General features: G+C 68.1%; 20 protein-coding genes. 14 read left to right on the top strand and 6 right to left on the bottom strand.

Features of this window, described 5'->3' with window-relative positions; genetic code table 11:
• The first annotated feature begins 423 nt into the window (after positions 1 to 423).
• The 4 genes from U5798_RS35410 to U5798_RS35395 all read left to right on the top strand — a co-directional run bounded on the left by U5798_RS35410 (position 424) and on the right by U5798_RS35395 (position 3,389).
• Positions 424 to 1,230 carry a transporter substrate-binding domain-containing protein gene (locus U5798_RS35410; RefSeq protein WP_124456841.1) on the top strand — a complete coding sequence of 269 codons (807 nt, stop codon included), beginning with the start codon at positions 424 to 426 and terminating at the stop codon, positions 1,228 to 1,230.
• Between the two features lie 89 nt (positions 1,231 to 1,319).
• A complete protein-coding gene (locus tag U5798_RS35405) occupies positions 1,320 to 2,006 on the top strand; it encodes an amino acid ABC transporter permease (RefSeq protein ID WP_322084743.1) in 687 nt (228 codons plus the stop codon).
• Positions 2,003 to 2,653: an amino acid ABC transporter permease gene (locus U5798_RS35400; RefSeq protein ID WP_322084742.1), complete on the top strand. Its 651-nt coding sequence runs from the start codon at positions 2,003 to 2,005 to the stop codon at positions 2,651 to 2,653. The genes U5798_RS35405 and U5798_RS35400 overlap by 4 nt, the downstream gene beginning before the upstream one ends.
• Entirely contained in the window at positions 2,640 to 3,389 is a 750-nt protein-coding gene (locus U5798_RS35395; RefSeq protein ID WP_322084741.1) for an amino acid ABC transporter ATP-binding protein, read from the top strand. Before U5798_RS35400 ends, U5798_RS35395 begins: the two co-directional genes overlap by 14 nt.
• Positions 3,390 to 3,458: 69 nt before the next feature.
• Here the strand turns inward: U5798_RS35395 and U5798_RS35390 are convergent, their stop codons facing one another.
• The 5 genes from U5798_RS35390 to U5798_RS35370 all read right to left on the bottom strand — a co-directional run bounded on the left by U5798_RS35390 (position 3,459) and on the right by U5798_RS35370 (position 8,973).
• Entirely contained in the window at positions 3,459 to 4,931 is a 1,473-nt protein-coding gene (locus U5798_RS35390; protein WP_124456837.1) for an NAD-dependent succinate-semialdehyde dehydrogenase, read from the bottom strand.
• Between the two features lie 104 nt (positions 4,932 to 5,035).
• Entirely contained in the window at positions 5,036 to 5,527 is a 492-nt protein-coding gene (locus U5798_RS35385) for an Lrp/AsnC family transcriptional regulator (protein ID WP_006749694.1), read from the bottom strand.
• Positions 5,528 to 5,612: 85 nt separating this feature from the next.
• Positions 5,613 to 7,013 (bottom strand): aspartate aminotransferase family protein, encoded by a 1,401-nt coding sequence (locus U5798_RS35380; protein WP_322084740.1) that lies wholly within the window; start codon positions 7,011 to 7,013, stop codon positions 5,613 to 5,615.
• 160 nt (positions 7,014 to 7,173) lie between these two features.
• Positions 7,174 to 8,100: a 2-hydroxyacid dehydrogenase gene (locus tag U5798_RS35375; protein ID WP_124456835.1), complete on the bottom strand. Its 927-nt coding sequence runs from the start codon at positions 8,098 to 8,100 to the stop codon at positions 7,174 to 7,176.
• A 12-nt stretch (positions 8,101 to 8,112) separates the two neighbouring features.
• Positions 8,113 to 8,973 carry a GNAT family N-acetyltransferase gene (locus U5798_RS35370; RefSeq protein WP_124456834.1) on the bottom strand — a complete coding sequence of 287 codons (861 nt, stop codon included), beginning with the start codon at positions 8,971 to 8,973 and terminating at the stop codon, positions 8,113 to 8,115.
• A 421-nt stretch (positions 8,974 to 9,394) separates the two neighbouring features.
• Between U5798_RS35370 and U5798_RS35365 the strand changes: the two genes are divergently transcribed.
• From U5798_RS35365 to U5798_RS35320, 10 genes are all read left to right on the top strand, one after another.
• Positions 9,395 to 10,063: a haloacid dehalogenase type II gene (locus U5798_RS35365; protein WP_322084739.1), complete on the top strand. Its 669-nt coding sequence runs from the start codon at positions 9,395 to 9,397 to the stop codon at positions 10,061 to 10,063.
• A 453-nt stretch (positions 10,064 to 10,516) separates the two neighbouring features.
• Entirely contained in the window at positions 10,517 to 12,100 is a 1,584-nt protein-coding gene (locus U5798_RS35360; protein ID WP_124456832.1) for an ABC transporter substrate-binding protein, read from the top strand.
• Positions 12,101 to 12,179: 79 nt separating this feature from the next.
• The gene (locus U5798_RS35355; RefSeq protein WP_124456831.1) at positions 12,180 to 13,133 is read left to right on the top strand and encodes an ABC transporter permease; all 954 of its coding nucleotides are present in this window, start codon (positions 12,180 to 12,182) and stop codon (positions 13,131 to 13,133) included.
• Between the two features lie 30 nt (positions 13,134 to 13,163).
• Entirely contained in the window at positions 13,164 to 14,120 is a 957-nt protein-coding gene (locus U5798_RS35350; protein WP_124456830.1) for an ABC transporter permease, read from the top strand.
• Entirely contained in the window at positions 14,120 to 15,997 is a 1,878-nt protein-coding gene (locus tag U5798_RS35345; protein WP_322084738.1) for an ABC transporter ATP-binding protein, read from the top strand. Before U5798_RS35350 ends, U5798_RS35345 begins: the two co-directional genes overlap by 1 nt.
• 139 nt (positions 15,998 to 16,136) lie before the next feature.
• Complete coding sequence (locus U5798_RS35340) at positions 16,137 to 17,471, top strand: FAD-binding oxidoreductase (RefSeq protein WP_322084737.1); 1,335 nt, start codon at positions 16,137 to 16,139, stop codon at positions 17,469 to 17,471.
• 25 nt (positions 17,472 to 17,496) lie between these two features.
• Positions 17,497 to 17,928 carry an AraC family transcriptional regulator gene (locus tag U5798_RS35335; RefSeq protein ID WP_322084736.1) on the top strand — a complete coding sequence of 144 codons (432 nt, stop codon included), beginning with the start codon at positions 17,497 to 17,499 and terminating at the stop codon, positions 17,926 to 17,928.
• A 120-nt stretch (positions 17,929 to 18,048) separates the two neighbouring features.
• Positions 18,049 to 18,783: a cupin domain-containing protein gene (locus U5798_RS35330; RefSeq protein ID WP_322084735.1), complete on the top strand. Its 735-nt coding sequence runs from the start codon at positions 18,049 to 18,051 to the stop codon at positions 18,781 to 18,783.
• A gap of 2 nt (positions 18,784 to 18,785) precedes the next feature.
• Positions 18,786 to 20,111: an FAD-binding oxidoreductase gene (locus U5798_RS35325; RefSeq protein ID WP_322084734.1), complete on the top strand. Its 1,326-nt coding sequence runs from the start codon at positions 18,786 to 18,788 to the stop codon at positions 20,109 to 20,111.
• 137 nt (positions 20,112 to 20,248) lie between these two features.
• Complete coding sequence (locus U5798_RS35320) at positions 20,249 to 21,526, top strand: FAD-binding oxidoreductase (RefSeq protein ID WP_322084733.1); 1,278 nt, start codon at positions 20,249 to 20,251, stop codon at positions 21,524 to 21,526.
• Positions 21,527 to 21,539: 13 nt separating this feature from the next.
• Here U5798_RS35320 and U5798_RS35315 read toward each other — a convergent pair.
• On the bottom strand, positions 21,540 to 22,291 hold a 752-nt coding region (locus U5798_RS35315), incomplete at its 5' end, for an RNA-guided endonuclease TnpB family protein (RefSeq protein WP_322084732.1).

Genomic DNA, 22,291 nt, shown 5'->3' with positions numbered 1-22,291 from the left:
CGGAGAAACAGCGGCGCGGAACCCAGCCTGGCCAGCCTGATCGCGTGTCGCCGGGCGCGGCGCAGGTCCGGTACGTCGTGAACGTATTCAGCCGTTATTCCGATCACAAACGGCATGCAAATTTCGACTGGGCCGGTTCGAATCCGTGCATACGGGATCGGCCACGATCCCGCCCGGCGAGCCGGTCGCAGGCCGGCGCATGAACAGAATGGTTAATTTGGTGCGCCGGGACGCGCTGCAAATGGGCAGCCGCCGCGGCCGGTGCCGGCCCATGCACCGAAATGAGGAATGCGGCACGCGAGGCATGCCGTCCGGTGCCGGCGCGGCAAGCTTCGCACGGCGATGGTCCGGTTCTTGCTGAAGTGGTTCGGGCCGCGCAACGGTTGCGCTGCCCGACGACATACCAGACAAGGAAGATGCACCGTGAGCCCGACGACTCGACCGTTTCCCCGCCGCACCTGGCTGGCTGCGCTGATCGCAGCATCCGCGATGGCGCTTCTCGCCGCCGCACCGGCGCATGCCGATGCGCTCGACACCATCGCGAAGAACGGCGCGTTGCGCGTCGCGGTGCCGGAGGACTATCCGCCGTTCGGCTCGGTCGGCACGGACATGCAGCCGCAGGGCTACGACATCGACATGGCCGAACTGCTCGCCAAGTCGCTCGGCGTGAAGCTGAAGCTGGTGCCCGTGAACAGCGCGAACCGGATTCCGTACCTGACGACCAACAAGGTCGACATGGTGATCTCGTCGCTCGGCAAGACGCCGGAGCGCGAGAAGGTCATCGACTTTTCGACCGCGTACGCGCCGTATTTCCAGGGCGTGTTCGGGCCGGCCGACATGAAAGTGAGCGCGCCCGCCGACCTGACCGGCAAGACGGTCGGCGCCACGCGCGGCGCGCTCGAGGAGATCGCGCTGTCGCAGCTCGCGCCGAACGCGACGATCAAGCGCTTCGAGGACAACAACGCGACGATCCAGGCGTTCCTGTCGGGGCAAGTGCAGCTGATCGCCGCCGGCAACATCGTCGCGGCGGCCATTCTGGCGAAGAATCCGCCGCGCCGGCCCGAGGTCAAGTTCGTGATCAAGAATTCGCCGTGCTTCGTCGGCGTCAACAAGAACGAACCGCGCCTGCTCGCGAAGATCGACGACACGATCGCGCACGCGAAGCAGGACGGCACGCTGGGCACGATGTCGAAGAAGTGGCTCGGCCAGCCGTTGCCGGCCGGACTGTGAGCGTGCGCAGCCGTGCCTGATGCGCCGCCGCGGCCGGCATGCCCGGCGCGGCGGATGTCGTTGTCCGACCCCGAATCCATCCCTTTGTCATGAGTTACCAGCTTCAATTCGGCGAACTGAACGAGTATGCCGGCGTGTTCGCGAGCGGCGCGGCGATCACGCTGGCACTGACCGCGGTCGCGACCGTGCTCGGCGTGGCGATCGGCGTGCTCGGCGCGGCCGCGTACAGCGCCGATGCGCGCGCGGCCGTGCGGCTGCGCCCGTTGATCGGCGGGTACGTCGAGGCGATCCGCAACACGCCGTTCGTCGTCCAGCTGTTCTTCATCTTTTTCGGCTTGCCCGCGCTCGGCGTGCACATCGACGAGTACACGGCCGCGCTCCTCGCGATGACGCTCAATCTCGGCGCGTACGCGGTCGAGATCGTGCGCGCGGGCGTCGCCGCCGTGCCGAAAGGGCATCTCGAAGCGGCGTCCGCGCTGGCGATGTCGCGCGCGCAGATGCTGCGCCACGTCATCCTGCCGCAGGCGCTCGCCAAGGTGTTTCCGGCGCTCTCGAGCCAGATCGTGATCACGATGCTCGGGTCGGCGGTCGTGTCGCAGATCTCGGTGGCCGACCTGACCTATGCGGCGGGCTACATTCAATCGCGCAACTTTCGCGCATTCGAGACGTATTTCGTGATCACGCTTTCGTATCTGGCGATGGCGCTGCTGCTGCGTGCCACGCTCGGCGCGATGGGCCGCCGCCTGTTCTCCCGCCGCCTGCGAGGTGCACGATGATCGATTTCACGTTCGGGCAGATTCTCGCGAACCTGCTGCTGGCCGCGCGCTGGACGATCGTGCTGTCGATCGTGTCGTTCGTCTCCGGCGGCCTCGTCGCCCTCGGGCTGCTCGTGATGCGCGTGTCGAACTCGACGGTGCTGCGCGGCGCCGCGAAGCTCTACATCGAGGTGTTTCAGGGCACCCCGTTGCTGATGCAGCTGTTCATCGTGTTCTTCGGCTTGCCGCTCGTCGGGCTCGACGTTCCGCCGTGGGTCGCGGCCACCGCAGGGCTCACGTTCTTCACCAGCGCGTATCTCGCCGAAATCTGGCGCGGCTGCGTCGAGGCGGTGCCGAAAGGGCAGTGGGAGGCGTCGGCGAGCCTGGCGATGAGCTATGTCGAGCAACTGCGTCACGTGATCCTGCCGCAGGCGGCGCGCATCGCGATCGCGCCGACCGTCGGCTTCGGCGTGCAGGCCGTGAAGGATACGGCGCTGGTGTCGATCATTGGTTTTACCGAACTGACGAAAGCCGGCATCGCGATCTCGAACGCGACGTTCCGGCCGTTCGTCGTATACGGGCTCGTCGCGCTGATCTATTTCGCGCTCTGTTATCCGCTCACCCGATATGCGCGCACGTTGCAAAGGAGATGGCATGCCGCTCGTTGAAACCCGAGGGATCGAAAAGAACTTCGGCTCCCATCATGTGCTCAAGGGCATCGATTTCTCCGTCGAGCGCGGGCAGGTCGTCTCGATCATCGGCCGCAGCGGCTCGGGCAAGAGCACGCTGCTGCGCACGCTCAACGGGCTCGAGAGTATCGACGCGGGGACGATCTCGATCGACGGCGAACGCGTCGACGCGCGGCACGCGGACCTGCGTGCGCTGCGGCTGAAGGTCGGGATGGTGTTCCAGCAATACAACCTGTTTCCGCATCTGAGCGCCGGGCAGAACGTGATGCTCGCGCAGTCGGTCGTGAAGAAGACTCACGGTCAGCAGGCGCGCGCGATCGCGGAGCTGATGCTCGAGCGCGTCGGGCTCGGCGACAAGTTCGACGCGTTTCCGGAGCAGCTGTCGGGCGGCCAGCAGCAGCGCGTCGCGATCGCGCGTGCGCTCGCGATGAAGCCGAGCGTGCTGCTGTGCGACGAAATCACGTCGGCGCTCGATCCCGAGCTGGTCGGCGAGGTGCTGGGCGTCGTCGAGCAACTCGCGCGCGAGGACATGACGCTGATCATGGTCACGCACGAGATGAACTTCGCGCGGGCGGTGAGCGACAGGATCGTGTTCATGCACCAGGGCCGGGTGTGGGAAACCGGGACGGCCGAGGAGATCTTCGAGCGGCCGCAGACCGTGGAGCTGACGCGGTTTCTGGGCAGCGTCCGGCACACCGAAGCCGTCGCGCGCTGATGCGTCGGGCGACAGGTGCCTGCCGCCCGGCCGGTGCCGGGCCTCAGCCTCGCGCCCGGCGGCTCGGCATCAGTCGAGCCCGCCCTGGCACAGGTACTTGATCGACAGGTAGTCGTCGAGGCCGTAGCGCGAGCCTTCACGGCCGTAGCCCGATTCCTTCACGCCGCCGAACGGCGCGGCTTCGCTCGCGAGCGCGCCTTCGTTGATGCCGACGATGCCGGTTTCGAGCCGCGCCGACACGCGCGCGATGCGCCGCACGTCCTGCGTATAGAAATACGCGGCAAGCCCGAACGGCGTGTCGTTCGCGGCGCCGACGGCTTCGTCCTCGGACTCGAAGCGGAACAACGCCGCGACCGGGCCGAAGGTTTCCTCGCAGGTCAGCTGCATGTCGGCGGTGGCGTCGGCGAGCACCGTCGGTGCGTAGTAGTTCGGTCCGAGTTCGGCCAGGCGCTTGCCGCCGGCGAGCACGCGCGCACCGCGCTCGATGGCGTCGCCGACGTGGCGCGCGATCTTATCCACCGCACGCGCGTTGATCATCGGGCCGATCTGCGCGGCCGGGTCGGTGGCCGGCGCGACCTTCAGCGCGGCGACGCGCGCGGCGAGCTTCGCGGCAAAGGCGTCGTAGACGCCGGCCTGCACATACACGCGATTCGGTGACACGCAGGTCTGGCCGCCGTTGCGGAATTTCGCGGCCATCAGCCCGTCGACCGCGGCGTCGAGCTCGGCGTCGTCGAACACGATGAACGGCGCGTTGCCGCCGAGCTCCAGCGACAGCTTCTTCAGCGTCGCCGCCGACTCGCGAGCGAGCAGCTTGCCGACGGGCGTCGATCCGGTGAACGTGATCTTGCGCACGCGGCCGTCGGCGAGCCAGTCGCCCACCGCCTCGATGCCGCGCTCGCGCGACGCGGCGATCAGGTTCAGCACGCCGGGCGGCACGCCGGCTTCCTGCGCGAGGAAGGCGAGCGCGAGCGCGGTCAGCGGCGTGTCCTCCGCCGGCTTCGCGACGACCGTGCAGCCGGCCGCGAGCGCGGGCGCGATCTTGCGCGCGATCATCGCGAGCGGGAAATTCCACGGCGTGACCGCGGCGACGATGCCGATCGGTTCCTTCACCGCACTGAGCCGCTTGCCGCGCTGCTGCTGCGGAATCAGGTCGCCGTACGTGCGCGTCGCTTCCTCGGCGAACCACAGCACGTAAGACGCGCCGTACGCGACTTCGCCGCGCGCTTCGGCGAGCGGCTTGCCCTGTTCGCGCGACATCAGTTTCGCGAGATCGTCGGTGTGCGCGACGATCGCCGCATGCCATGCACGCAGGATCGCGGCGCGTTCGCGGGCCGGCGTCGCGCGCCATGCAGGCAGCGCGCGTGCGGCCGCATCGGTCGCGGCACGCGCGTCGGCGGCACTGCTGTCGGGTGCGGAGGCAACGGTCTCGAGCGTCGCCGGATCGGCGACGTCGAAGCGGCGGCCGTCGAGCGCGTCGCGCCACGTGCCGTCGATCAGGTTGGCGGTGCGAACGAGTTCGGTTCGGGACAGCGTAAGCGGCATGGCAGTTCCTTGGATGGAGCGGTTCGGCGACAGCGGCTGCGCGGGCGCGTGACGATCCTGCGCGGACAGCGGGCTGCCGCGTTCAGGGCGATCGCACGCTGCGGTCAGTGCCGTTCGCCGAACAGCGATTCGAGTGGGTAGTGCCGTTTGACGAACGGCGATTTGATGATCACGTAACTGAAATACTTCTCGATGCCGATGTTCTGCTCGAGCAGCCCTTCGACGATCGTCTGGTAGTGGCTCACGCTGCGCGTGATGAACTTCAGCAGATAGTCGTAGCCGCCGCTCGCGAGGTGGCACTCGACGATCTCGTCGACGTTGCGGATGGCCGCGACGAAGCGGTCGAAGTCCTCGCGGCGGTGGTCGGCCAGCGTGACCTCGGTGAACACGACCTGCACGTCGCCGAGTTTCTCGAGCTGGATGTGCGCGCCGTAGCCGCCGATGTAGCCGGCCTTCTCGAGCCGCTTCACGCGGATCAGGCATGGACTGGGCGACAGCCCGACCGCGTCGGCCAGTTCGACGTTGGTCATGCGGCCGCGCTTCTGCAACTGGGAGAGGATGCGCAGGTCGATGCGATCCAGCTTGCTGTCCGTCATGTTCACGTGAGTCGGAAAAAATGGAATGTCCGGTTACTTTAGAGTCGAACGATGGCCGCCACAAGCCCGGCTTTCCCTTGGCCCGTCAGGCCGGCTGCGCGTGCGCGGCGTCCAGCGCGCGCTGCACGCCCGGGTCGGCCAGCACGTCGTCGAGCGTCTTGCGCAGGCGTTCGAACAGCAGGTCGAACTCGCCCGCGGAGAAGCTCAGCGCCGGCGCGAAGCCGAGTATGCCGTCGCCGAATGCGCGAAACACCACGCCGTTCGCGTACGCGGCCGCCGCGATCTTGTCCGGCACGTTCAGCGCCGCGTCGAAGCGCGTCTTGCGCGCCTTGTCGGCGACCAGTTCGAGCGCGCCGAGCAGGCCGACCGAGCGCGCGTCGCCGACGAGCGGATGCGCGCGCAGCGCGTCGAGCCCCGCCGCGAAGCGCGGCGCCAGCGCCTGGCCGTTCGCGAGCAGCCCGCCTTCGTGATAGAGCTTCAGCACCTCGAGGCCGATCGCCGCGCTGACCGGGTGCGCGGAATACGTATGGCCGTGGCCGACCGCGGCCGATTCCGTGCGGCTGCCCGCGATGCCTTCGTAGATTTCGTCGGACATCAGCACGGCGCCCATCGGCGCATAGCCGGCGGTCAGTCCCTTCGCGACGGTCATCAGGTCCGGATCGAGCTGCTCCCGCTCGCACGCGAACAGCGGGCCCGTGCGGCCGAAGCCGGTGATCACCTCGTCGGCGACGAACAGGATGCCGAGGCGCCGGCACGCTTCGCGCATCGCCTTCAGCCAGCCGGCCGGCGGCACGATCACGCCGCCCGAACCCTGCACGGGCTCGCAGAAGAAGGCCGCGACGTTGTCCGCGCCGAGTTCCGCGACTTTCGCCTCGAGCGCGGCGACCGACGCGGCGATCAGCGCGGGCGGATCGTCGCCGAGCGGATTGCGGTACGGGTAGGGCGACGGGATGTGGTGCTGGTCCGCGCGCGGCAGGTCGAAGTGGCGGTGGAACGCCGGCAGCGCAGTCAGGCCGGCGCCGATCGACGACGAGCCGTGATAGCCGCGTTCGAGCGCAATCATGTGCTTCTTCGACGGGCGGCCGGTCGCGTTGAAATAGTGCGTGATGAAGCGCACCGCGGAGTCGACCGCATCCGATCCGCCGAGCGTGAAGTACACGCGGTTCAGCGACGGCGGCGCGAGTGCCGCGAGCCGTTCGGCCAGCTCGATCGCGGGCTGCGAGCCGAAATGGAAATAGCCGGTCGCGTAGGGCAGTTTCGCCATCTGGTCGGCGGCGGCTTTCACGATGCTGTCGCGGCCGTAGCCGACGTTCACGCACCACAGGCCCGAGAACGCGTCGAGCAGCGTATGGCCCGCGGCGTCGCGCAGGAACACGCCGTCGGCGGATTCCAGCACGGTGACGCCGCGCGCTTCGTGCGCACGGTAATTGACGACGGGGTGGATCAGGTGTTGACGATCGGCTTCGATCAGCGCGGCTTGGTTCATGGGAAGGCGGGACTCTCGTCGGGTGTCAGCGGTGAGTTCATGCTAACGGGCGAGAAATCCGCATGCGTCTTCAATTTGCGGCTCGAAACGTACGCGCGCGGCGTTTGCACGGGGCGCTTCGGCATTTTCTGCTGCGCGCCCGGCTGGCCGGGCGCGCTCGTCAGTAGCCGCGCGCGCGATCGACGACGCCGACCATCGGCTGGCCCGCGCGATGGCGCGCGAGGTTCGCGAGGATGGCGTCGACGGCGGTGTCGGGCCGCGTCGCACTGGCAATGTGCGGCGTGATCCGGATGCGCGGGTGCGTCCAGAACGGGTGGCCGGCCGGCAATGGTTCGGGGTCCGTCACGTCGAGGATCGCGCTGTCGAGGCGGCCGCCGTCGAGCGCGGCGAGCAGCGCGGCTGCATCGAGCTGCGGGCCGCGCCCGACCTGCACGAGCGATGCACCGGCCGGCAGCGCGTCGAACACGCGCGTGCCGAGCAGGCCGCGCGTGCCGTCGGTGAGCGGCAGCAGGCAGATCAGGATGTCGCTGCGGGCCAGGAACGGTTCGAGCGCCGCGTCGCCCGCGTAGCAGTCGACGCCGTCGAGCGTGCGCGGCGTGCGGCTCCAGCCGGCGCACGGGAAGCCGAAGCGCCGCAGCGTGTCGAGCACGGCCTGGCCGAGCGTGCCGAGCCCGAGCACGCCGACGCGCCGCGACGCGGCTGCGCGCACGGGATGCTCGCGCCATACCTGCTCGCGTTGCTGCGCCGCATAGTCGAACAGGTCGCGGTGGATCGTCAGCACGGCCTGCGTCACGTACTCGACCATCCCTTCGACGATGCCCGGCTCGATCATCCGCACGACGGGAATGTGCGAAGGCACGCGCGACAGGTCGAACTGGTCGATGCCGGCACCGACCGAGAACACGACCTCGAGATTCGGCAGGAGTGCGACCGGGTCGTCCGGCGGCTGCCATGCGGCGAGATAGCGGACGGCTTTGGCGTCGCCGAGGTCAGGCCAGATCCGGAACGGCAGATCGGGCGCCAGTTGCGCGAAGCGCGCCGCCCACTGCGCGCCGCGCACCGGGTCGGCCTTGTAGAGAAAGCTCATCGTGCGTCCTGCTCAACCGAGTGCCTGGTTCACGATCGCGTACGCGCGCAGCGCCGGGTCGCGTTCGGGCGCCGCGCCGCGCGCCATCGCGACGACGGTGTCGACGCGCGGCAGCCCGAGCCCCTGCAGCCAGTCGGACAGCCCGCTGTCGCCCGGCACGTCGAGCCGCACGAACATGCCCTCGTGCAGCGCGAGCCAGTGGCTGATCAGCGCCTGCGCGCGCAGCGCATCCGGTGCGATCACCGGGCCGATCACGTGGCCGCGGCCGAAACGGCGGAACAGCGCGAAGCCGAGCAGCTCGCCGTCGCGGTCGAGCGCGATCCCGTTCGCGACGTCGAGCAGCGCATCGATCACGGCGCCGCGTTCGTAACCGGCCGCGCGCGACGCGAGCGCGGCGAGGCGCGGCCCGTCGTTGGTGCCGAGCGGGCGCAGGCGCTCGCCCGGCGGCAGCGAGATCAGCGGCGGCTGGAAGGCCGCGCCCTGGTGCTGATCGATCGTATCGATCGCTTCGAAGCCGAATTTCGCGTACAGCGGCTCGCCCGCCGGCGTCGCATGCAGAAAAATGGTGCGCGTGCCGAGGCTGTCGACCACGCGGGTCATCAGCTCGCGCCCGATGCCATGGCCCTGGCGCTCGGGCGACACGATGACCATGCCGAGCGATGCGTGCGATTCGCCGAAGGGCCAGCCAAACGCGGTGCCGACGATGCCGGTTTCGTCTTCGGCGACGAAGCCGTTGCCGAGCGCGAACACGAAGCGCCAGTCGTCGAGCCGGTGCGGCCACTTGACCGCCTCCGACAGCCGATGCGCGGCGGGCAGGTCTGCTTCGGCGAGCGGGCGATACGTGAGCGTGCGGGAAGGATTGTGGTCGGACACGCCGGACTCCGGATGGGGTGGAAATGACGCGATTACTCTGCCAGCGCGGCGGCGCAACGGATAGGACGATTCGCCTGTTTTCCGGCGGCGGGCCCTCGCGTGCGCGATCGATGCGAATCCGCCCGACCGGCGTGGACGATTGCGCATGTCGTGCCGGCGCGGCCGGTCAATTCGACCGTTCCTGCTGTGAGGGCGGTACTACGATGAAAGCGCGGCGTCATGCCCGAATGCCTGCGGACCGCAGCGGCCGGCGGTGCGGGGCGCGCCGCATATCGTGCTGCTCGCGCCGCGCAACACGCGGCGATTCTGCGTTTCGGACGGCGCCAAACGACGCGCGCGGCACTTTTTGCCTTGATTCAATTTCATCAAACCCAGCCCGTCCCCGGCCCGGCCCGGGGCTTCACACCGACAGGACGTCACCATGATCCAGTTTGAACCGAAGTACATCACCTTCGACTGCTACGGCACGCTGACCCATTTTCGGATGGCCGAGACGGCGCGCGAAATCTATGCGGACCGGCTGTCGCCGGTCGCGATGGAGGCGTTCGTGCGCGCGTTCGCCGCGTATCGGCTCGACGAGGTGCTCGGCGCCTGGAAGCCGTACCGCGACGTCGTCGTCAACGCGATCCGCCGCACTTGCGCGCGGGTCGGCGTGAAGTTCGACGAAGCCGAGGCCGAACGCTTCTACCTGGCGGTGCCGACGTGGGGCCCCCATCCGGACGTGCCGGCCGGGCTGTCGCGGCTGGCTTCGAAGTACAAGCTGGTGATCCTGTCGAACGCAATGGACGAGCAGATCATGAGCAACGTCGACAAGCTCGGCGCGCCGTTCCATGCCGTCTTCACCGCGCAGCAGGCCCAATCGTACAAGCCGCGCATGCAGGGCTTCGAATACATGTTCGACAAGCTCGGCTGCAAGCCCGAGGACGTGCTGCACGTGTCGTCGAGCCTGCGCTACGACCTGATGACGGCCGAGGATCTCGGGATCAAGCACAAGGCGTTCGTGAACCGCGGCCACGAGCCGGGCACGCCGTTCTACAACTATTACGAAGTGTCGGACATCGGCCATCTCGCGACGCAGCTCGGGCTGTAAGCGACGCGTTTCCCCGGTGCGATGTCGCGTGCGTCTGCCGCGGCCTGTCGCGATACCCGGGGAAAACCCGCGCACCGGGCAGGCCGGCGGCGTCGCCACGCCGCGCAGGTGTACGCGTTGCACCGCGCCTTCGGGATGAACGCCTGGCGGCCGCCAGCAATCCTCTGAGCTTTCACACGCGCGTCGCCAGCGGCACCGGACGACGCGCAGCGGTACGCGGCGGCACCCGCCTGCGGTCCCTGCAAGCACGCAGCAAATCATGCTGCGCGGGCTACCCAAAACGGTCGATTCGTATCGTGAGGGCGCCCCGAATCGGGACAACCGGCATTTTGTCGATGCTTAAATGAATTGCATGTGTACGACGTTGCGCCCGCCACCAGCAAGCGGTCGCGGCGGGATTGAACAACCACGCTGGACCCTTGGACCCACTTTCCACAGTCAGGAGCAGTTCGGATGAGCGACGATATCGACAACGGCGGCAAGGGCGGCTTCACGCGCCGCGACATGATGAAGGTCATGGCGGCGAGCGGCATGATGGCCGCCGGCGCCGGCGGACTGCTGACGACCCCCGGCTCTGCATTCGCCGCGCCCGCGCCGAAGCGCGGCGGCAAGATCCGGGTCGCGAACGAAGCCGGCTCGACGGCCGACACGCTCGACCCGGCCAAGGGCTCGACCGGCGCGGACTATACGCGCTTCTTCATGTTCTACAGCGGCCTCACGCAGCTCGATGCGAGCCTCACGCCGCAGATGAACCTCGCCGAGTCGCTGCAGACGACCGATGCGAAGACGTGGATCATCAAGCTGCGCAAGGGCGTCACGTTCCACGACGGCAAGCCCGTCGGCCCGGCCGACGTGGTGTTTTCGCTGATGCGCCACAAGAACGCGGCCACCGCGTCGAAGGTCAAGACGCTTGCCGAACAGTTCGCGGACGCGAAGGCGAGCGGGCCCGACGAAGTCACGTTGACGCTCGCGAGCGCGAACGCGGACCTGCCGGTCATTCTCGCGACGCCGCAGCTCGTGATCGTCAAGGACGGCACGACCGACTTCTCGACCGGCATCGGCTGCGGCCCGTACAAGCTGAAATCGTTCAAGCCGGGTGTATCGACCGTCGGCGTGCGCAACGACAGCTACTTCAAGCCGGGCAAGCCGTATCTCGACGAGATCGAGCTGATCGGCATCAGCGACAGCGCCGCGCGCCTGAACGCGCTGCTGTCGGGCGACGTGCACCTGATCAATGCGATCGATCCGCGCTCGACGCAACGGGTCTCGTCGACGCCGGGCTACGCGCTGAAGGAAACCAAGTCGGGCCTCTATACCGACCTGATCATGCGCAGCGACAACCCGATCGTCTCGAGTCCCGATTTCGTCGAAGGGATGAAGTACCTGTTCGATCGCGAGCAGCTCCGCACGGCGGTGTTCCGCGGCTACTCGGTGATCGGCAACGACCAGCCGATTCCGCCGGGGCATCGCTACTACAACGCGTCGCTGCCGCAGCGGGCGCACGATCCGGACAAGGCGAAGTTCCTGTTCCAGAAGGCGGGTGCGCTGGGCGCCACGCTGCCGCCGATCTATGCGACGTCCGACGCGAACGGTTCGATCGAAATGGCCGTGCTGCTGCAGCAGGCCGGCCAGAAGATCGGGCTGAACCTGCAGGTCAACCGCGCGTCGCCCGACGGCTACTGGTCGAACCACTGGATGAAGCACCCGCTCACCTTCGGCAACATCAACCCGCGCTCGAGCGCCGACGTGCTGTTCACGCAGTTCTTCAAGTCGGACGCGCCGTGGAACGAGTCGGGCTGGAAGAACGCGAAGTTCGACCAGCTGCTGCTCGCCGCGCGTTCGGAAACCGACGATGCGAAGCGCAAGCAGATGTACGGCGACATGCAGGTGATCGTGTCGCAGCAGGGCCGCGTCGGCATTCCGGCGTTCATCAGCTTCCTCGACGGATACGACAAGCGGCTCGCGGGCCTCGGCTCGATCCCGACCGGCCCGATGATGGGCTTCACGTTCGCCGAGAACGTGTGGTGGAACGCATGACGTTGTTGCTGGCCGCCGTCGCGCGGCCGGTGCGGAGCACCGCGCCGGCCACGCGCGGTATTTTCGGGAGTGCCGCTCAATGAACCGAATTCTCATCGGCCTGATCGGCCGGCGCATCGCGGTCACCGCGCTGACGCTGCTGATCGTGTCCGCGATCATCTTCACGATCACGAACCTGTTGCCGGGCGACGCCGCGCAGGCCGCGCTCGGCCAGTCGGCGACGCCGGAGACGGTCGCCGCGCTGCGCCAGCAGTTCGGCCTCGACATGCCGGCGCACGTGCGTTACGTGCACTGGCTCGGCGGGCTGCTGCACGGCGATTTCGGCCGGTCGCTGTCCGGCGACATGCCGGTGTCGGAGCTGATCGGCGGCCGCCTGCCGAAGTCGCTCACGCTGGCGGCGATCACGACCGCCGTGTCGGTGCCGATCGCGCTGCTGCTCGGGATCCTCGCGGCGGTCAAGCGCGAGTCGGTGATCGACCGCGTGATCAGCCTCGGCACGCTGTCGCTCGTGGCAACGCCGGAATTCCTGATCGCGACGGTTGCCGTGCTCGTGTTCGCGGTGAAGCTGCACTGGCTGTCCGCGCTGTCGTACAGCGGCCCGATCGAAAGCCCGCACGATTTCCTGCGTGCGTATGCGATGCCGGTGCTGACGCTGTGCGCGGTCGTGATCGCGCAGATGGCGCGGATGACGCGCGCCGCGGTGATCGAGCAACTGAGCGCGTCGTATGTCGAGATGGCCGTGCTGAAGGGTGCGAGCCCCGCGCGCGTCGTGCTGCGCCATGCGCTGCCGAACGCGATCGGGCCGATCGCCAATGCGATCGCGTTGAGCCTGTCGTATCTGCTCGGCGGCGTGATCGTCGTCGAGACGATCTTCAACTATCCGGGCCTCGCGAGCCTGATGGTCGACGCCGTCAGCAACCGTGATTTCCCGCTGGTTCAGGCCTGCACGCTGATTTTCTGCGTCGCTTACCTGACGCTCGTGCTGTTCGCCGATCTGTGTTCGATCGTGTCGAACCCGCGACTGCGCACCTGAGTGTTTCGTTTTCCTGCCGAGATGCCGCCCATGCAACCGATCGAACCCGTACAACGCAGCAGCGCGCTGCCGCCATCCGGCGACCCGCCCCTGGGGCGGGGCAGCATGCCGCCTGCCGCACCTGCTCCCGACCAGCCGCGCAAGCGCCGCGCCGCGCGCATCGCATTGACGACCGGCGGCCGCGTCGGACTGTCGATGGTCGGCCTGATGCTGTTCGTCGCCGTGTTCGCGCCGCTGATTGCGCCGCATGACGTCGGTACGATCGTCACGACCGACGTGTTCGCGTCGTTCAGTGCGAAGCTGCCGTTCGGCTCCGACTTCCTCGGCCGCGACATGCTGAGCCGGATCCTGTACGGCACGCGGCTGACCGTGCTGCTCGCGCTGGCCGCGGTGCTGCTTGCCGCGGTGACCGGCACGACGCTCGGGCTGCTCGCGACCGTGTCGGGCCGCGCGGTCGACGAGACGATGAGCCGGCTGCTCGACGCGCTCACGTCGATTCCGTCGAAGATGTTCGCGCTGATGTTCGTTGCCGCGTTCGGCTCGTCGCTGCCGCTGCTGGTTCTCACCGCCGCGGTCAGCTACATGCCCGGCTCGTACCGGATCGCGCGCGCGCTGGCGATCAACATCAGCACGCTCGAATTCGTGCAGGTGGCGCGGGCGCGCGGCGAAAGCGCGCTGTACATCGCGTGCGTCGAGATGCTGCCGAACATGATCCATCCGATGCTGGCGGACACCGGGCTGCGCTTCACGTTCGTCGTGCTGCTGCTGAGCGGCCTGAGCTTTCTCGGGCTCGGCGTGCAGCCGCCGTATGCGGACCTCGGCTCGCTCGTGCGCGAGAACATCGCGAGCCTCGGCGACGGCTCGGCCGTCGCGATCATGCCCGCGGTCGCGATCGCGATCCTGACGGTGGGCGTCAACCTGATGATCGACGGCCTGCCGCATCGCGGCCGCCGCAAGGGCGCGGCTGCCGCCGCCGGAGAACACTGATGCGAGATCAATCGACTCCGCTCGTCGAGGTGCGCGGGCTGCGCGTGGTCGGCGGCCGGCCGGGCGGCGAGGAAACGACGATCGTCCACGGCGTCGACTTCGATATCGCGCGCGGCGAGGTGCTCGCGCTGATCGGCGAATCGGGCTCCGGCAAGACGACGATCGCGCTGTCGCTGATGGGCCACGCGCGCACCGGCTGCCGGATCGCCGGCGGCTCGGTGAAGCTCGCCGGCACGGACGTCTGCACGCTGTCCGCGCAAGCGCTGACCGCGCTGCGCGGCCGCAAGGTCGCGTATATCGCGCAGAGCGCCGCCGCCGCGTTCAACCCGTCGCGCACGATTCTCGACCAGGTGATCGAGAGCGCGCTGATCCACAAGACGATGTCGAAGCGCGACGCGCAGGCGAAGGCGATCGAGCTGTTTCGCGCACTCGCGCTGCCGGAGCCGGAGACGATCGGCAAGCGCTATCCGCACCAGGTATCGGGCGGGCAGCTGCAGCGGCTGATGGCCGCGATGGCGCTGATCACCGATCCGGAGCTGGTGATCCTCGACGAGCCGACCACCGCGCTCGACGTGACCACGCAGATCGACGTGCTGCAGGCATTCAAGAGCGTGATCCGGCGCTACGGAATGAGTGCGGTGTACGTGTCGCACGACCTCGCCGTGGTCGCGCAGATGGCCGACCGGATCGTCGTGCTCAGCGACGGCGTGATCCGCGAGGCCGGCGCGACCGAACAGATCCTGCATGCGCCGACGCACCCGTATACGCAGAGCCTGATCGCGGCGGTCACGCCGAACGATGCCGAACGCGATGCCGCATGTGACGCGATAGCGGCGAGCGCCGCACCGGTGCCGCTGCTCGACGTGCGCGGCGCGATCGCCGGCTACGGCGGCCGCACCGCGAAGGGCTGGCCCGCGAAGGTGATCCTGCACGAGGTCGACCTGCGCATCGGGCGCGGGCAGACCGTCGGCGTGATCGGCGAATCGGGCTCCGGCAAGACGACGCTCGCGAAGGTGATCGCGGGCCTCGTGCCGGCGACCGGCGGCGCGATCCTGCTCGATGGCGAGCCGCTTGCGCGCGATATCGGCAAACGAACGAAGGAGCAGCATCGCCGCGTGCAGATCGTGTTCCAGAACGCCGATACCGCGCTCAACCCGGTGCATACCGTCGAGCGCACGCTCGCGCGACCGCTGGCGTTCTATCACGGGATCAAGGGCGCGCGTGCACGCCAGCGCGTCGCGGAACTGCTCGAGCTCGTGCGGCTGCCGCCGGCCGTGGCCGCGCGGCGTACCGGCGAATTGTCCGGCGGTCAGAAGCAGCGCGTAAACCTCGCGCGCGCGCTGGCGGCCGAGCCCGACCTGATCTTGTGCGACGAGGTCACGTCGGCGCTCGACACCGTCGTCGGCGCCGCGATCATCGAGCTGCTGCGCGACCTGCAGGCGAAGCTCGGCGTGTCGTACGTGTTCATCACGCACGACATCGCGAAGGTGCGCGCGATCAGCGACGACATCGTCGTGCTGTACGCGGGCCGCCGGGTGGAGACGGGCAGCCGCGACGCGTTGTGCGCGCCGCCTTATCACCCGTATTCGCACTTGCTGGTGTCGTCCGCGCCGGAGCTGCGTGCGGGTTGGCTCGACGATGCTACCGAGCGTTGCCACCGGCCGCTGGAGCCGATCGGCGAGCGTGAGAACGAGGCCGAGCTGTGTCCGTTCCTGTCGCGCTGCGCGATGCGCGTGGACGGCGTGTGCAACCGGACGGCCCCGTCGCTGCGCACGCTCGGGAACGGCGCGCAGGTGCTGTGTCATCGCAGCGAGGAAGATCTCGCGCGCTTCCAGGCGGAGCCGGCGCCGGCCGGCGTCGCGCCGGTGCAGCTGTAGTCCGTGGCGTGCCAACCGTTCATCGCGCGATGCGGTGGACGGCCCGCCGCATAGTCTGCCGCGGCGGTCGTGCAAAACGGCAATTTGTACGCGTGCCGCGCGCGAATACGCGGCAACTGCGGTTTTTGACGGTGATTAAATGATTCTCATTGAACGGTCGCCGATCGTCGTTGCCGGCATGCAAAAGAAGGATCCGATGAAACTGGAATCGTACTGGCTGGATACCCGTCCCGCGTTTCGCGCCGGCAGCGTTGGGCCCGTCGAAGGGCGTGCGGACGTGGTCGTGATCGGCGGCGGCTTTACCGGCTTGTCGGCGGCGCTCGCGCTCGCGCAGCGCGGCGTATCGGTGGTCGTGCTCGAAGCCGCGCAGGTGGCCGGCGAAGCGTCCGGCCGCAACGGCGGCCAGTGCAATACGGGCGTCGCGCAGGACTACGCGTCGCTGGCCGCGCGTATCGGCGCCGCGCAGGCAAAGCAGTTTTATCTCGCGTACGAAAGCGCGGTGAAGAGCGTCGAGACGATCGTGACCGAGCAGGCGATCGACTGCGACTTCCGGCGGGCGGGCAAGCTGAAGCTCGCCGCGAAGCCACAGCACTTCGCGGGGCTCGAAAAGACCTTCAACGCGTTGCGGCGCGATGTCGATCCGGATATCGAATTGATCGAGCCGTCGCGGATCCGAGATGAAATCGCGTCCGATGGTTTCTACGGTGGACTCCTGCAGCGCAACGGCGCGCAGATGCACATGGGCAAGTTCGGCGTCGGCCTCGCGCAAGCGGCCGTGCGCGCCGGCGCACGCGTGTACGAACACGCGGCCGTCACACAGCTCGACAGGATGGACGGCGAACGCCACCGGATCACCTGCGCCCGCGGAACGATCATCGCCGACCGCGTGCTGGTCGCGACCGGCGCCTCGCAGCACGGGCCATTCGCGTGGTTCCGGCGGCGCATCGCGCCGGTCGGCAGCTTCATCGTCGTGACCGAACCGCTGCCCGACGCGCAGCTGAACCGGCTGTTTCCGCATCGCCGTGCGTACGTGACGTCGCGCCAGATCGGCAACTACTTCCGCGTGACGCCCGACAACCGGCTGCTGTTCGGCGGACGCGCGCGTTTCGCGATGTCGAGCCCGCGCTCCGATGCGAAGAGCGGCGACATCCTGCGCGCCGGCATGGCCGGCTATTTCCCCGAGCTGGCCGGCGTGCGGCTCGATTACTGCTGGGGCGGGCTGGTCGACATCACCGCCGACCGGCTGCCGCGCGCGGGCCAGCATGACGGGCTCTATTACTCGATGGGCTACAGCGGCCACGGCGTGCAGATGTCGGTACACATGGGCCGCGTGATGGCCGACGTGCTGTATGGCGCGGCCGCGTCGAACCCGTGGCGCGAGCTCGAATGGCCGGCGATACCCGGTCATTTCGGACACGCGTGGTTCTTGCCGCTCGTCGGCGCGTATTACCGGATGCAGGATTTCCTGCATTGAAGTGAGCGCCCCCGGAGAATTCGAAATGACAGTGCAATTCGTTGGCTCGCCTCGCGTCGCCCAGCCCGTCTCGCCGGCGATCGACGACGTGCTGCGCACGATCGACGCGTCGTTCGCGCAGCCGCTGAACCTGGACACGCTCGCGGCGGTGGCCGGGTTGAGCGTGTCGCGTTTCACCGCGCGCTTTCGCAGCGAAACCGGACTGTCGCCGCACCGGTATCTGTGTCTCGTGCGGGTACGGCGTGCGCAGGACCTGTTGCGCGCGGGTCTCGCGCCGTCGGTCGTCGCGACCGACGTCGGCTTCTTCGATCAGAGCCATCTGTGCCGGCATTTCCGGCGCGTGCTCGGGATCACGCCGCGCGATTACGTGGTCGCGCGGACGGGCGGCGCGCCGCTGCGAACGCCATCGACGCGCCTGCGCGACGAACGCCGCGAAGCGTCGTGTCACGCGGCGTAAGCGCACGCATGGACGACATGCCCCGCTGAGGATGTCCGGCAGAAGAGCCGGCGAACGACGATTTCCGATATCGCGTGACGGCTTTTGAACCAGTCCGCCGCGCACTGCACAGGAGCAGAAATGACCGCAGTTTTCGTGTTGCACCGGGCCGACGGCGCACCGTCTTCCACCGTATTCAGCAAGCAGGCGTTCGGCGCGAGCGATCCGTTCGCGTCGCATCGCGAGATTGCGTGGGAAGGCCCCGACGCGATGGCCGCGGGGCGGATCGTTTTCGTCGGCGAACTGGACGTGTCGAGCTTTCCGCACATCGAAACCGTCGTCGTCGTCCAAGGCGAGCTGACGCTCGAAGCGGCCGGCGCCGCACCGCTGGTGCTCGGCCCGGGGCAAGGCGCCGTCATCGGCTGCGGCACCGCGCTGCGCATCGCCGCGCAATCGCCCGTGCTGCTGACGTTCTGCGCGACAGCGTGCGCGCAACCGACGAAACGCGGCCTCTTCGAGCTGCGCGCCGACGCGGACTTCAAACCGTCCGCCACGCTGCCGGCCGAAGTACTGCTGGGCCCCGCGCCGCAATGCCGCAGCGACAACGTGTTCACCGACGACGGCGCCGGATACTGCGCGGGCACGTGGGATTCGACGCCGTATCACCGGATCGTCCGGCCGCATCGTGCCAACGAGTTCATGTTCCTGCTGGACGGTGGCGTGCGGTTCGCGGCGCCCGACGGCAGCGTGCAGTCGCTCGGTACCGGCGATGCGCTGTTCGTGCCGCGCGGCGCGTCGATCGGGTGGGAAAGCAGCGAACGCGTCGCGAAGTTCTACGTGATGCAGAACGTCAAACCCTCCACCGAACGAGACTGAGCATGTCCCCTCCGCTGCGCCATATCGAAACCTTGTCTACGCCGCCGGCCGCGGCCGACGTCGTCGTGATCGGCGGCGGCATCATCGGCGTCTTCACCGCCTACTATCTGGCCCGACGCGGGTTGTCGGTCGCGCTCGTCGAGAAGGGGCGCATCGGCGCCGAGCAGTCGAGCCGCAACTGGGGCTGGTGCCGGCAGCAGAACCGCGACGCGCGCGAGTTGCCGATGGCGAGCAAGAGCATCGATCTGTGGGAACGATTCGCCGCCGAATCCGGGGAGGACACCGGCTTTCATCGCTGCGGGCTGCTGTATCTCAGCAACGACGAGGCCGAGCTGTCCCGCTGGGCGAGCTGGGGCGAATTCGCGAAGACCGCGGGCGTGACCACGTACATGCTCGACAGCAAGCAGGCCGCCGAGCGCGGACGGGCGACCGGGCGGCAGTGGAAAGGCGGCGTGTTCTCGCCGACCGACGGCACGGCCGATCCAGGGAAGGCCGCGCCGGCCGTGGCCGCCGCGCTGATCAAGCTGGGCGGCAGCGTTCACCAGCACTGCGCGGCGCGCGGCATCGAGCTCGAGGGCGGTCGCGTCGCCGGCGTCGTCACCGAGGCCGGCGTCATCAAGACCCGGACGGCCGTGATGGCCGGCGGTGCATGGGCATCGTCGTTCTGCCGCCAGCTCGGCATCCGCTTTCCGCAGGCGTCGATCCGTCAGTCGATCCTGAGCGTGTCGCCCGTCGAAACGCCGCTGCCGGATGCGATGTACACGTCCGGCGTGTCCATGACGCGCCGCAGCGACGGACGCTACGCATTGGCGATCAGCGGCCGCGCGCGCGTGGACCTCACGCCGCAGTTCCTGCGCTTCGCCCCGCAATTCGTGCCGATGTTCGCGAAGCGCTGGCGCAATCTGCTGCCGGGCGGCCTCGAAGGCGTGCGCGGCGGGCATGAAACGCTGAAGCGCTGGCGCCTCGATGCGCCGACGCCGATGGAAGCGGTGCGCATTCTCGATCCGAAGCCCGACATGCCGACGGTCGCCGAAACGTACCGCCGCGCGGTCGAACTGTTGCCCGAATTGCGCGAAGCGAAGATCACGCACGCATGGGCCGGCTTCGTCGACAGCACGCCCGACGGCGTGCCGGGCATCGGCGAAGTGCCGGGCGTGCCGGGGCTGATCCTCGCGGCGGGCTTTTCGGGGCACGGCTTCGGGATCGGGCCGGGCGCCGGGCACCTGATTGCGGATCTCGCGTCCGGTGCGGAGCCGTTCGTGGACCCGACGCCGTACCGGCCGGGCCGTTTCAGCGAATCCGCATGGGGCAAGGTCGCGGATTTCTAGTGCAAGGCCGTCGCGCTGACGCGGAGCAGCCTCCGGACGAGGTGCTGCGATCCGGATCGCGGGCGAGCGGCCGAATCGGGGCGGCGAACGTTCGTCGGCCTGGCAGCGCGGTGCGGTGGACAGCTTGGGAGTGCCTGATGCGTTTCAGTTCCTACTGGCTCGATACGTCGGAGCCATTCGCGAGCAACTCGCCGACGTTGCATGACGGAAGTTGCGACGTCGTGGTGGTCGGCGGCGGCATTACCGGTTCGGCGGCTGCACTCGCGCTGGCCAAGAAAGGCGCACGCGTGATCGTCTGCGAGGCGGGCACCGTCGGGCAGGCGGCATCCGGACGCAACGGCGGCATGTGCAACAACGGCTTCGCGCAGGATTACGCGTCGCTGTCGCAGCGCCTCGGCACCGAACTCGCCAACCGGCTCTATCTCGCGTTCGACGCGGGCGTTGACACGGTCGAGCGGCTGGTCAGGGAAGAGTCGATCGATTGCGATTTCGTGCGCCGCGGCAAGCTGAAGCTCGCCGCGAAGCCCGAGCACTACGACAAGCTCGCGCGCAGTCAGGCACTGCTCGCGGCGAGCGTGGACCCCGACACGCGCATGGTGACGAAGGCCGAACTGCGCGACGAGATCGGCTCGGACCGTTATCACGGCGGCCTGCTGTTCGGCAAGAGCGCGGGGATGCACGTTGGCCGTTATGTGCGCGGTCTCGCGCGCGCCGCGCAAACCCGCGGCGCGCACATTCTCGAGCATGCGCCGGTGCTCGGCCTGAAGCGGCAAGCGGGCGGCGCGTACGCGGTGCAAACACCGCTCGGCGAGATCCGCGCGCGCCAGGTGCTGCTCGCGAGCGGTATTTCACAGGTCGGGCCGTTCGGCTGGGTGCGCCGCAGGATCGTGCCGGTCGGCGCGTTCATCATCGTCACCGAGCCGTTGCCGAACGATCTGCTCGACCGCTTGCTGCCGACGCGCCGGATGGTCACCGACACGAAGAACTTCGTGAATTTCTTTCGCGTCACGCCCGACAACCGGATGCTGTTCGGCGGGCGCGCGAGGTTTGCGACGTCGAATCCGCGTTCGGACGAGAAGAGCGGCGCGATCCTGCGGCAGCAGATGGCCGCCGTGTTTCCCGAGCTGGCCGCCGTGCGCATCGACTACTGCTGGGGCGGAATGGTCGACATGACGGCCAACCGGCTGCCGCGCGCGGGCGAGCGCGACGGCGTTTACTACTCGATGGGCTATAGCGGCCACGGCACGCACATGGCCACACTGATGGGCACGTTGATGGCCGAGATCATGGACGGACGCGCGGAGCTCAACCCGTGGAAAGGTTTCGACTGGCCCGCGATTCCGGGTCACTTCGGCAAACCCTGGTTCCTGCCGTTCGTCGGCGCCTGGTATCGACTCAAGGACACGCTTCATTGACGTCCTCCTCTCCCTAAAGGGACGGGATTCCCACACCTGGCGATGCACGTCCGCATCGGAGAATGTTCAGCGCAGCGTTGATATCACGATCATGCACGACACCACATCCACTGCAGGCCCATTCTCTTACTCGCAGTCCCGCGATACCTTTCGGCCGCGTCGTGCTGTCTTTCGACCCGCACGACGAACAGGACTGGGTCGAACCGCTTTCGTCCACTTCCTCGAACGTGGCTCCGTGCGCGATCGCTTTGTAGCGGAGCTTGTTTCGGAAGGACGACCAGGACGCGTCGTAGACGCTTTTCGCCATCCTGGTTCTGGCGAGTTTTGCGGCCGACACGTCGCCAACCGCGATGTAATCGAAGCGCCGCACCAGATCGAGCGCGAGCTTGTGCTGGAAATCGGCACGGGCATTGGCCACCTTGGCGTGCAACTTCGCGATATGCCGCTTGTGCTTTCGCGCCCGTTGCGCTTTCGCGAGTTTCTCGGCCGCTCGTCGACCGAACCGGTCATTGGGCAGCTTCTCGCCGGTCGAAAGTGTGGCGAAGTCTTTCAGGCCGAGATCGATGCCCACACCGGAACGGATCGGGCGGGCCTGCACATCGGGCATCTCGATCACGATGTTGAGAAACCAGTTGCCGCGTGCATCCTGCGCAAAGTTGGTCCCGTCCTTGATCTTGCCTTCGGGAAGCGGTCGGCTGTTGAACACGCGAAACGTGCTGCCGGCGAAACGGAACGCGTCACCCTCGCGCTTCAGGTCACGCCCCC

Origin of the sequence: Burkholderia sp. BCC1972 (assembly GCF_905339605.1) — a bacterium.
Classification (GTDB): Bacteria; Pseudomonadota; Gammaproteobacteria; order Burkholderiales; family Burkholderiaceae; genus Burkholderia.
The sequence above is the reverse complement of the archived record's forward strand: the minus strand, read 5'-3'. Positions and strand labels throughout refer to the sequence as shown.

Excerpts from the sequence above, each read along its gene's own strand:
- U5798_RS35360 (WP_124456832.1), top strand. The coding sequence starts at position 10,517 with ATGAGCGACGATATCGACAACGGCGGCAAGGGCGGCTTCACGCGCCGC.
- U5798_RS35375 (WP_124456835.1), bottom strand. The coding sequence starts at position 8,100 with ATGAGCTTTCTCTACAAGGCCGACCCGGTGCGCGGCGCGCAGTGGGCG.
- U5798_RS35365 (WP_322084739.1), top strand. The coding sequence starts at position 9,395 with ATGATCCAGTTTGAACCGAAGTACATCACCTTCGACTGCTACGGCACG.
- U5798_RS35400 (WP_322084742.1), top strand. The coding sequence starts at position 2,003 with ATGATCGATTTCACGTTCGGGCAGATTCTCGCGAACCTGCTGCTGGCC.
- U5798_RS35395 (WP_322084741.1), top strand. The coding sequence starts at position 2,640 with ATGCCGCTCGTTGAAACCCGAGGGATCGAAAAGAACTTCGGCTCCCAT.
- U5798_RS35350 (WP_124456830.1), top strand. The coding sequence starts at position 13,164 with ATGCAACCGATCGAACCCGTACAACGCAGCAGCGCGCTGCCGCCATCC.
- U5798_RS35330 (WP_322084735.1), top strand. The coding sequence starts at position 18,049 with ATGACCGCAGTTTTCGTGTTGCACCGGGCCGACGGCGCACCGTCTTCC.
- U5798_RS35320 (WP_322084733.1), top strand. The coding sequence starts at position 20,249 with ATGCGTTTCAGTTCCTACTGGCTCGATACGTCGGAGCCATTCGCGAGC.
- U5798_RS35385 (WP_006749694.1), bottom strand. The coding sequence starts at position 5,527 with ATGACGGACAGCAAGCTGGATCGCATCGACCTGCGCATCCTCTCCCAG.
- U5798_RS35405 (WP_322084743.1), top strand. The coding sequence starts at position 1,320 with ATGAGTTACCAGCTTCAATTCGGCGAACTGAACGAGTATGCCGGCGTG.
- U5798_RS35340 (WP_322084737.1), top strand. The coding sequence starts at position 16,137 with ATGATTCTCATTGAACGGTCGCCGATCGTCGTTGCCGGCATGCAAAAG.
- U5798_RS35335 (WP_322084736.1), top strand. The coding sequence starts at position 17,497 with ATGACAGTGCAATTCGTTGGCTCGCCTCGCGTCGCCCAGCCCGTCTCG.
- U5798_RS35355 (WP_124456831.1), top strand. The coding sequence starts at position 12,180 with ATGAACCGAATTCTCATCGGCCTGATCGGCCGGCGCATCGCGGTCACC.
- U5798_RS35325 (WP_322084734.1), top strand. The coding sequence starts at position 18,786 with ATGTCCCCTCCGCTGCGCCATATCGAAACCTTGTCTACGCCGCCGGCC.
- U5798_RS35345 (WP_322084738.1), top strand. The coding sequence starts at position 14,120 with ATGCGAGATCAATCGACTCCGCTCGTCGAGGTGCGCGGGCTGCGCGTG.
- U5798_RS35380 (WP_322084740.1), bottom strand. The coding sequence starts at position 7,013 with ATGAACCAAGCCGCGCTGATCGAAGCCGATCGTCAACACCTGATCCAC.
- U5798_RS35390 (WP_124456837.1), bottom strand. The coding sequence starts at position 4,931 with ATGCCGCTTACGCTGTCCCGAACCGAACTCGTTCGCACCGCCAACCTG.